At 61.1% G+C, this 9,812-nt stretch carries 8 protein-coding genes, 1 tRNA gene and 2 pseudogenes; 5 read left to right on the top strand and 6 right to left on the bottom strand.

The features are described from left to right. Nucleotides 1-858: IS21-like element helper ATPase IstB (istB, locus tag NB311A_RS11275; RefSeq protein ID WP_009797880.1), on the bottom strand; the 858-nt coding region annotated here is incomplete at its 3' end. Further along, a pseudogene (istA, locus tag NB311A_RS11270) lies at nt 858-2,359 on the bottom strand (IS21 family transposase). The pseudogene istA and the gene istB, both read right to left, overlap by 1 nt. A 561-nt stretch (nt 2,360-2,920) precedes the next feature. Between istA and NB311A_RS23185 the strand changes: the two are divergent. Then, nucleotides 2,921-3,193 carry a winged helix-turn-helix domain-containing protein gene (locus NB311A_RS23185; protein WP_116394757.1) on the top strand — a complete coding sequence of 91 codons (273 nt, stop codon included), beginning with the start codon at nt 2,921-2,923 and terminating at the stop codon, nt 3,191-3,193. A gap of 151 nt (nt 3,194-3,344) precedes the next feature. Here the strand turns inward: NB311A_RS23185 and NB311A_RS11265 are convergent. From NB311A_RS11265 to NB311A_RS11250, 4 genes and pseudogenes are all read right to left on the bottom strand, one after another. Further along, a pseudogene (locus tag NB311A_RS11265) lies at nt 3,345-3,640 on the bottom strand (integrase core domain-containing protein); the annotation flags it as partial. Between the two features lie 222 nt (nt 3,641-3,862). Then, nucleotides 3,863-3,938 (bottom strand) — tRNA-Phe (locus NB311A_RS11260). A gap of 130 nt (nt 3,939-4,068) precedes the next feature. After that, entirely contained in the window at nt 4,069-4,251 is a 183-nt protein-coding gene (yacG, locus tag NB311A_RS11255; protein ID WP_009798675.1) for a DNA gyrase inhibitor YacG, read from the bottom strand. Next, entirely contained in the window at nt 4,241-4,864 is a 624-nt protein-coding gene (locus NB311A_RS11250; protein WP_009798674.1) for a Maf-like protein, read from the bottom strand. Before NB311A_RS11250 ends, yacG begins: the two co-directional genes overlap by 11 nt. A 347-nt stretch (nt 4,865-5,211) precedes the next feature. On the opposite strand from NB311A_RS11250, the gene NB311A_RS11245 reads away from it, so the two are divergent. The 4 genes from NB311A_RS11245 to NB311A_RS11230 all read left to right on the top strand — a co-directional run bounded on the left by NB311A_RS11245 (nt 5,212) and on the right by NB311A_RS11230 (nt 9,800). After that, complete coding sequence (locus NB311A_RS11245) at nt 5,212-6,408, top strand: hypothetical protein (protein ID WP_009798673.1); 1,197 nt, start codon at nt 5,212-5,214, stop codon at nt 6,406-6,408. A 115-nt stretch (nt 6,409-6,523) separates the two neighbouring features. Continuing rightward, nucleotides 6,524-7,711, top strand: coding sequence for an acetyl-CoA C-acyltransferase (locus tag NB311A_RS11240; protein ID WP_009798672.1), 1,188 nt, complete (start codon nt 6,524-6,526; stop codon nt 7,709-7,711). A gap of 334 nt (nt 7,712-8,045) precedes the next feature. Then, entirely contained in the window at nt 8,046-8,564 is a 519-nt protein-coding gene (locus NB311A_RS11235; RefSeq protein WP_009798671.1) for an RNA polymerase sigma factor, read from the top strand. 231 nt (nt 8,565-8,795) lie between these two features. Continuing rightward, the gene (locus tag NB311A_RS11230; protein WP_009798670.1) at nt 8,796-9,800 is read left to right on the top strand and encodes a FecR domain-containing protein; all 1,005 of its coding nucleotides are present in this window, start codon (nt 8,796-8,798) and stop codon (nt 9,798-9,800) included. Nucleotides 9,801-9,812 lie beyond the last annotated feature (12 nt).

Raw genomic sequence — 9,812 nt, 5'->3', positions numbered from 1 at the left:
GGCTCGCAAATTTGACCCCGTATCGGCGTTCAATTTTGACCCCTTCGCGCGGCGTGGTTTGAGGGTAGCGCTCGACTCGTCGGAGCTGGCCGGGATTGCGGAGACGAGACGAGCGCGGGTGGCGTGATCGTCGTCGCGGCTTTTGAAGCGCCAGCTGTCGTTACCGGTTTCGACGATGTCGCAGTGGTGGGTCAACCGGTCGAGCAGCGCGGTGGTCATCTTGGCGTCGCCGAACACGCTGGGCCATTCGCCGAAGGCGAGATTGGTGGTGACGATGACGGAAGCACGCTCGTAGAGCCGGCTGACGAGATGGAACAGCAACTGGCCGCCGGATTGGGCAAAGGGCAGATATCCGAGTTCGTCGAGCACGATGAAGTCCATCCGGGTCAGATGTTCGGCAAGCCGGCCCTGACGTCCGTTACGGGTCTCGATCTCGAGGCGATTGACGAGGTCGACCACGTTGTAGAAGCGACCGCGGGCGCCGGATCGGATGCAGCTTCTGGCGATTGCGATGGCCAGGTGGGTTTTGCCTGTGCCGGTGCCGCCGACGAGCACGACGTTGCGCTGCTGGGCGATGAAGCCGCCGCCGGCGAGATCATTGACGAGCGTCTGATTGATCGGCGTGCCTTCGAACTGGAAGTCATCGAGATCCTTGGCCAATGGCAGCTTGGCGATGGTGAGCTGGTACTTGATCGACCGCGCCTGCTTCTCGTTGATCTCGGCGCTGAGCAGGTCGCCGACGATGTGCTGAGGTTCGTGCTGGCGCTTGACGGCCGTCGCCATGATCTCGTCGAAGGCAGCCCTCATTCCGTAGAGTTTGAGCTCACCCATGAGGTCGAAGATTTGGGTTCGTTCCATCAGATGGTCCTCCGGAGGTTGTCGTAACGGGCGCAATCGGCGATCGGCGCATGGCGGAGCGTCAGTGCCGCCGGCGTCATAATGTTGGCCGGTGCAGCGGGTTCGCGTTGGCGAGCCAGGATGTTGAGAACGACGTCAGCGGAATGAACGCCATGAGCGATCGCCTCGGCGCAGGCGGCTTCGACCGCCGACAAACCGTCCGTCAGCACCGCATTGAGGATGTCGACCATCTGTCGATTGCCGTCGTCGGTGCTGGCGAGCCTGCGCCGGATCCGTTCGATCGCGGCCGGCAACACCCAGTCCTTGAAGGGTGCGCCGTTACGTAAGGCCCCGGGTTTGCGCGCGAGCACCGGCACGTAGTGCCAGGGATTGTAGGTCGTCTCGCCGCGTCCGAACGATCGCGGATGCTCCGCAACGATGCGCCCGTCCTGACGGATCACGATGCGATCGGCATAGGCTTGAACTTCGACCGGGCGCCCGACGGCGCTGGCAGCGACCGAGTATTTGTTGTTGTCGAAGCGCACCAGGCAGGTCTTCGAGACCGATGCCGGCACCGCGTGGAATCCGTCGAACCGGCCAGCATAGGGAACGAGCTTGGGCCGCTCGGCTTCGAACACCTCCCAGACCGTCTGTTCGGCCAGTTCTGGATGTCGGTGCGCCTTGGCGTAGGCGATGCACTTATCCAGAAGCCACGCGTTCAACTCGTCCAGGGTTTTGAACCGCAGCCGTGGCGTGAAGAACCGTTCCCGGACCAGCCCGACCTGGTTCTCGACCTGACCCTTCTCCCAGCCCGACGCCCGGCGTGCAGGCGACCGGATCGGATCAGATAGTGGCTGCACATCTGCAGGAAGCGGCGATTGTAGCGGCGATCCTTGCCGACGAAGATCGTCTCTACCGCCGTCTTCATGTTGTCGTAGATGCCGCGGCTGCAGGTACCCTTGAACAGTGCGAACGCCCGGTCGTGGGCGTCGAATACCATCTCCTGCGTCTCCCGCGGATAGGCCCGCACGAACAGCATGCGGCTGTGGCACAGCCGGACATGAGCGACCTTCACGATCGCCGTCACGCCGTTGAGGAGAACGATCTCATGGCTCCAGTCGAACTGGTAGGCTTCGCCCGCCGCAAAGCTCAACGGAACATAGGCCGCCGCGGTCGATTGCCCGCGCTCCTTGCTCCAACGCCTGGCGTAACGCCGTACGGCATCGTAGCCGCCGTCATAGCCGCGTCCGCGCAACTCTTCGAAGATCCGGATCAGCGTCAGCTGTTCGCGAGCCGATTTGGCCGCGTTCGCCGCCAGCAGTTCATCAAGCTCCGCCGCCCAACGCCCGAGTTTGGGGCGCGGCTGGATCGAACGCTCATACTCGAACAAGGTCTTGCCCGACCTCAGCACCTTCCGGACCGTGTTCCGCGACACCTTCAGGTCACGGGCGATCTCCTTGATCGTCTTGCCCTTGATGAAGTGTTCGCGCCGTATCCGCGCAATCGTCTCCACGATCAGCATCCCCGACCACCTGCTTCATGACAAAGCAGGCAGCGCAACAGCCAACCTGTAGGGGGTCAATTTTGGACGCCGATCCCCCGGCTTACGGGGTCAATTTTGCATGCCGAATGACAGCGTCGTTGACGATGTCGATTATTACGCAAATGCATAGCAGCTCTATAGTTATCACGCAACGAACGCGGTGCGATGGCGCTTCTATTATGCTCTGCTTTGAAAGTGCTAGACAATCGATGCTGCTGATATCCGCAAATATCCATTCATCCTTTTGCTTATTGGATGTTCAGCGGTGCGTTAGAAGGAGTTCGCCTGAGAAACTCATCAACACGACCTGTGAACGAACCACTGCCGGAGGACTCCGTCATGCGGAAAATCGATCCTCGTCCGCGATGCGTCGTTGTTGCTGACGGGTCGCTTACATCCCCCGGTTATCCTCCTCATTTGTCAGCGTCCTTTATGTCATCGAGGCGGAGCTTCATCGCGACATGCTGGCTCCAACACTATTGTGAGCAGCGGCCCGATCCCTGCTGTTTGCGGCGTTGTCCGTTGGCGCATCGTTGATCTCTGCGGTGGCTGTATGAGGAGTTCAGGGTCACAACCTCCAAGCAGACTCCGAGCCGGGAACTGCGAGGCATGGACTATCGCGAACTCGCCGCTCGTCCGCGGCATCATGCGCAAGCCGAGGGCGCGATCGAGGATTCTAAAAACCTTCTCTGCCCGAGTGGCGGAAATTGCGAAGGACAAGAGCGTCGATGCTGCTTCGCCTGGAACAGGCTAATCGATCAACCTTGGCGCATTTCGTTCATCGGAATGCGTGATTGGGCGTACCGGTTTTGATCAGCGAGCCTTGGTATAACGTGCCGAAAAGGGACGTTCGATCAGCGAGGAGGACATCATGCACCGTCGTGAATTCGTGGCGACCATGGGGACTGCGGCGGCAGTTTTATCGGCATCGAAGGCTTTTGGCGCCCCGGCAAACCGCGCCGGCCTAATTGTTCAGTCCCGGCATTTGACGGATTGGATTGATGGTGAATCGGTCGGTTCTGAAGTCCATTGTTTGCAGATGAACTCGTATGGGGTGAGGCCCTTCAGCGTCTTGAGCCTTCGGCCGAAGTTGTCGGCGTCGATGAAGTCCTGCAGATGCCGCCGCAACTGGTCGTGGCTGTCGTAGTGGAAACGCTTGACGGTGGCGTCCTTGACGGTGCGGTTCATCCTCTCGACCTGACCGTTGGTCCAGGGATGATTGATCTTGGTGAACCGATGTTCGATGCCGTTCTCGCGGCACGACAAGCCGTATTTATCAAGGTCATTTTTGCCTCGCGCTGTTGGCCTCAAGGCAGCAAATATCCGGGCGAGGTCAACATCAAGGCCAATAAATTCCTGGGATCGGGTGAAACCTGCGGATATGGAGCGAGATGGCGAGGGATGCCAAAAGACAATAAAATATAACTATCTTAACATCTTATGAGATGCACTGAGACGTTCTGAGATGTCGGAAAAAGGTAATGGTGCCCAGGGGCGGGATCGAACCACCGACACTGCGATTTTCAGTCGCATGCTCTACCAACTGAGCTACCTGGGCGTCGTCCGGCTTCAGCCAGCGCGCCGGTTTATAGTCAGGCTCGATGGCCCTGTCCACCCATCTGCCGGTGTCTGAAGAGCAGCGGGCGTTCAGATCGCCAAGTCAAATCGTGGGTCGGGCAGCTCGCCGCCTATTCCGCGTCTTCGTCATCGGACCTGCTGACGGGAATAACGTAGGACCCCGACAGCCAGCGGTTCAGATCGACGTCGCGGCACCGTTCCGAGCAGAACGGACGCGAAGCCTCCACCGATGGCTTGCCGCAGATCGGGCACGGCTTCTCCGGCCGCGCGCCGGCGGGTTTCCTAGCTGGCATTTAGCCAGCCGGCGCGGATCGGAAATTCCTCGCCGCCGAGTAACCCAATCGACTCGCTAAGCGGCAACCCGACCACGTTCGTGTAGGATCCCACCAGCTTGACCACGAACGAACCGGCGATGCCCTGAATCGCGTATCCGCCGGCCTTGCCGCGCCATTCGCCGGAACCGATGTAGGCTTGAATGTCTTCCTGGGTCAATCGTTTGAAGCGCACACGCGTTTCGACCAGCCGCTGGCGAAAGTTTTCCTTCGGCGTCACGAGGCATACCGCCGTATAGACGCGATGATTGCGTCCCGAGAGCAGCCGCAGGCACTGTGAAGCCTCATCAACCAGATCGGCCTTGGGCAGGATGCGGCGGCCAACCGCGACGACGGTGTCGGCAGCCAGAATGAACGAACCGCGGAGTTCGTCGTCGAGCTGCAACGCTCTCAATGCCTCCTCGGCCTTGGCGCGCGCGAGGCGATTGGCGCAGGCGCGCGGAAGCTCCCCCTTCGTTGGCGTCTCATCAATGTCGACAGGCCGTAGCGCGTCGGGTTCGATGCCGGCCTGGTTGAGCAGGCTGAGCCGTCGCGGCGAACCGGAGGCGAGTACGAGTTTGGGGCGACCTGACATGCGGTTTCGTATCTATAGCGTTTTCGAGCGAAGTGGAATCCGGTTCGCGTGAAGAAAACGCGTCAAATCAAATAGTTTCCAGAGCATGATGCCGAAAAGTGGAAACCGGTTTTGAACCAGATCGTGCTTGGTTGAGGAAAACAAAGACAGAGTTTGGTTCAACGCAGCCGAACCAGATTTTGAGAGCAGGGATCGACACGCGGAAACTATCGGAACACGCCCAGTTCCACAACCGCAACGGCAATGATGCTCCATTCTCGAAACCCTTTTAAGCTGTTCTCGTGGCGTCGTCGTGACCGTGGCCGATTGGCGGCTGACATCTGTGGCGGGCTTGCTACACAGGTGTGATGCAGAACCGAGTGATTCGTCGTTGTCACCAGATCGTCGTGGGCGCGCTGCTGCTTGCGCCGCTCGCTGACGTCTCCGATGGCGTGGCTACCCCAGCGTTGCCAGTTGGCGCCATGGCGCAGGCGGCGACCCCGACGGTGATTGCGGACTATCGCCGCAGGCTAAAGGCGTATGAGGAGGCGCGCGCCGCCTTCGAGGAAGATGCCGGCGCTTACTGGAACGCGATTGCCGAGAAGAGGCGCATTCGCAACGCCAAGCGACGCAATCGCCAGCCCGTCACCCTCGACGACTACGTGCTGGTCCGGCCTCCGCTCTATGACGGGCCGAAACGACCGGTCAACCCGGAGCCGGAAGAGGAGCGTTCGCCGCGGCGACGCAAATCCATTCCCGTCGTCGCCGATTTCCTGAGGGCGGCGGCGGAGCAGTTCCAGTTCGCGCCGCAGCGGCCAAAAAGCGAGGTCGATTTCAAGCGTGCCTATGCGAGGGTGGCGCGAGCCTACGGCCTGACGAAAGAGCAGGCGGTTCGGGTCTATTCGTTCGAGACCGGCGGCAACGGCAATCACGACATGCAATCGGGTCTCAGCACGTCCCGGCCGGGATCCCGCGCGATCTCCACCGCGATTGGCTATAACCAGTTGCTCACCACCAACAGCGTTGAACTTCTCGCCGAGCAGGGCGATGACATCCTGCGCGCGCTGGGCGAGAAAGCGGCGCGATTGTCAGGACCGCAGCGTGCGGCGGCCGAGCGCAAGATCGCGATGGTCAAGCGGATGGTGGCTTACGCGCGCTCGGCGCCCGATACCTGGAGCGCGCATCAGAAGCTCGCCGACACGCCGAAAGGCTGGGCGATTCATGCGCTGGTGCTGGATATCGATGTCGGTCCGTTATTGCAGACCCACAAGCTCCTGACCTCGATCATCTTCGCGCGCAACAAGGGTTATGCCCGTCCGCTGACCGCTGCCGAACTGGAGATGATGAATCTCACCGGCGACGGCACCGGCCTCGACATGGTGACGATGCCGCAGGCGATGCGAGAACGGGTGCCGACGGCGAATTTTTTCCAGCGCCGCGGCTATGAACGCAATCCGGTGGCGATCCGTTACGATACGGTGGCGAAGTTGCTCGCGGTCACCGATGCGCGGATGGACAGCAACAGCGCAAAGCCGGGTGCACGGGAACTGGCGGCGGCGTTCTGAGAGGCCGGAGCATTTCCAAGCGAAGCATGGCCTCGGTGCTTGACCCGAGGATGGATACCGGTTCGCCTGAGACACGCGCCAGGTCAAATGATCGCAAATTGACAGGAGGTCGCCGATGACCGAAGCCGTTATCGTCTCCACCGCCCGCACGCCGATCGGCAAGGCCTATCGGGGCGCGCTCAACGCCACCGAAGGAGCGACCCTGCTCGGCCATGCCATCCGTGAGGCGGTTGCTCGCGCCGAAATTGATCCGATGGAAATCGAGGACGTGGTGATGGGCGTCGCCATGCAGCAGGGCGCCACCGGCGGCAACATCGCCCGCAAGGCGCTGCTCCGTGCCGGCCTGCCTGTCACCGTGGCCGGCGCCACCATCGACCGCCAGTGCGCCTCCGGCCTTCAGGCGATTGCGCTGGCCGCGCGCTCGGTCCTGTTCGACGGCGTCGGAATCGCGGTCGGTGGCGGCGGCGAATCGATCAGCCTGGTGCAGAACGAGCACGCCAACACCTTTCATGCCGAGGATCCCGCGCTGCTCGAGATCAAGGGCGAAGTCTACATGCCCATGATCGACACCGCGGAAGTGGTCGCGAAGCGCTACGGCATTTCACGTGAGGCGCAGGACGAGTACGCGCTCGAAAGCCAGCGCCGTACCGCCGCCGCGCAGCAGGGCGGCAGATTCAAGGACGAGCTGGCGCCGATCTCCACAAGAATGGCGATCGTCGACAAGCAGACCGGGGACGTCGCGTTCAAGGACGTGACGTTGTCGCAGGACCAAGGTCCACGTCCTGATACGACCGCTGAAGGTCTCGCCGGGCTCAAGCCGGTTCGCGGCGAGGGCTTCACCGTTACAGCCGGCAACGCCAGCCAGTTGTCGGACGGCGCCAGCGCGAGCGTGATCATGAGCGACAAGGAGGCGTCGAGGCGCGGCCTGAAGCCGCTCGGCATCTTCCGCGGTTTCGTCACGGCGGGCTGCGAGCCCGATGAAATGGGTATCGGCCCGGTGCTCGCGGTGCCGCGCCTTCTGAAACGGTACGGCCTCACGGTGGACGACATCGATCTTTGGGAGCTGAACGAAGCGTTCGCCGTGCAGGTGATCTATTGCCGCGACAGGCTGGGCATCGATCCGGACAAACTCAACGTCGACGGTGGAGCGATCGCGGTCGGCCATCCCTATGGCATGTCGGGCGCGCGACTTGCCGGCCATGCCCTGATCGAAGGACGGCGACGCAAGGCCAGATATGCCGTGGTCACCATGTGCGTCGGCGGCGGCATGGGCGCGGCTGGCCTGTTCGAGGTGCTCCCGTGAAGAACTTGACCCGTCGTGTATCCCTCGCTGAATGAAAGAGACGTGTCCGCCGGAACGCGATGCATCGTCGCTTTAATGCAACACTTCCAAGAACAATCGAAATTTCAATGCAATGGGGCTGCGGATTTGTTCAGCCTGATTTCTGATCAGTCTTCTTAAACTCATTCTAAATAATTGCGTTTGTGAGGGAAATTCGTTCACGCTAAGAAACGCGCCACGGTTGGTTCATCGTGCATGCGGCGGGACCATGCGGCCAGGTCGGTTGTTTGATCAGGGGTTAGCGGTCTTGCATTTGGAATGACGCCCACCGCGTGCGTTGGTCAGGAGACCCGATATGCTCGGGACGTTGGTTCAGGAGTTGCAGCAGACGGAGGAAGGCCGGCTTCGCCGGTTTTTCCTGCGCCGTTTCCGCAATCGGGCGGATGCCGCGGACGCGACTCAGGAAACCTTCCTCCGCCTGCTGGCATCGGCGCAGCGCAGCCTGATCGAGAATCCGCAAGCCTATCTGTTCCAGACCGCGCGCAATATCGCCTTCGACCAGGAGCGTCAGCAGAAGCGTCGTGCCCAGGTCGAATGTCCGATCACGGATGAGAAGGCCGTTCTCAATGTTCCGTGTGACGCGCCGTCGGCGGAAATGGCGCTCATCGACAAGGAGCGGCTCCATCTCTTCGAACAAGCCCTTATCGGACTTCCCGAAAGAGCGAGAAAGGTGATTGTTCTGCGCCGGACGGAAGGCTGGTCCTATCCCGTCATCGCGGAGCATCTCGGCGTATCTCCGAATACGGTCTATAATGACTTGCGGCTGGCGATGGCGCATTGCATGACCGCTATCGCAGGGCCAGATCGCACCTAGAGTCTTTCACCGCTTCACGGAAACGGTAAAAGACTCTGGCTTTTTGATTTGACACGTTTTCTCCACGCGAACCGGATTCCACTTCGCTCGAAAACGCTATGGCAAGATCGTACTTTTTCGTGCTGGGCCGGCCGGAGCTTTCCGGATTCCGACTGGCTCTTTTTTGTGAGATCGGATCGTGCGTGGAGTCATACATTATGAGGCTTCCAAGCAAGCACGCGGGCGATCTGAGTGACACAGGACAACCCTGGCGATCCTGAAGCAGGCGGTTCTTCAAAGCCCGGCGCGGACGATCCGTTCGACGCCGAGGCGCTCGACTGGTTCGTGCGCCTGCAAGGGCAGAGCGGCGATCCCGCGACCAGCCGCGCTTTCAGGGCCTGGCTCGATGGCGATCCCCGCCGCGCGGCGGCGTTCGAAAAGGTCACGGAGGTCTGGGGCGCCCCGGAATTCCTGCAGGCCACCAAAAATGTCGCCAGCGCCACGGGGGTTGTTAATCCGCGAAAGAAAACACGGCGGCGCTCGCTCGCCAAAAAGGCGGCTGCCGTCACATCGGCCGTGATCGTCGCATTTGCACTGGCGAAAGGGTCAGACCTGTCGCTGCGGCTGCAAGCCGACTACGTTACCGCCGCGGGTGAACAGCGGGCGGTCTCGCTGCCTGACGGATCGCGCCTGACCTTGAATACCGGGAGCGCGGTTGCTCTCGACTTCGCGAACGGACAGCGCGACGTCAGGATGCTGAAGGGAGAGGCTTATTTCGATGTCCGCGCCGGATTACCGATTCCGTTCCGGGTCGCCGGCCATTTCGGAGATGTCGAAGTCAAGGGCACGGCGTTTTCGGTCACGCTGAATGACAGCGAAGACAATGTGGTTCTCAGCCGCGGCGTTGTGGAGGTCGCGAACCGCGCCCAACCCCGGGAGCACGCTTCGCTGGCTCCGGGTGAAACAGTCAGTGTGACGGCGAGCTCGATCTCGCCGGTCAGGAAAATCGACACAGAACGCTCGCTCGCCTGGCTGGAAGGCCGCATTCGTTTCGATGATCGGCCGTTTGGAGAGGTTCTGAACGATTTGCGCCGTTACTATCCGGGGCGAATCTTCGTCGCGAATAGCGCGATCGAGCGGGTCTCGGTGAGCGGGAATTACAAACTGGATCAGCCGCTTCTGGTGATTCAATCGCTGGCGGAAGCCGCCGGTGCGACCATGACGACGTTGCCGGGCGGGATCGTTATCCTGCGCTGACCCGCGCAACTT

Origin of the sequence: Nitrobacter sp. Nb-311A, assembly GCF_000152905.1 — a bacterium.
Classification (GTDB): domain Bacteria; phylum Pseudomonadota; class Alphaproteobacteria; order Rhizobiales; family Xanthobacteraceae; genus Nitrobacter.
Note: the sequence above shows the minus strand (reverse complement) of the source record. Positions and strands in the feature narration are given on the sequence as shown.

Coding starts and splice junctions, on each gene's coding strand:
- NB311A_RS11245 (WP_009798673.1), top strand. CDS start 5,212: ATGCAGAACCGAGTGATTCGTCGTTGTCACCAGATCGTCGTGGGCGCG.
- NB311A_RS11235 (WP_009798671.1), top strand. CDS start 8,046: ATGCTCGGGACGTTGGTTCAGGAGTTGCAGCAGACGGAGGAAGGCCGG.
- yacG (WP_009798675.1), bottom strand. CDS start 4,251: ATGCCAGCTAGGAAACCCGCCGGCGCGCGGCCGGAGAAGCCGTGCCCG.
- NB311A_RS11250 (WP_009798674.1), bottom strand. CDS start 4,864: ATGTCAGGTCGCCCCAAACTCGTACTCGCCTCCGGTTCGCCGCGACGG.
- NB311A_RS11240 (WP_009798672.1), top strand. CDS start 6,524: ATGACCGAAGCCGTTATCGTCTCCACCGCCCGCACGCCGATCGGCAAG.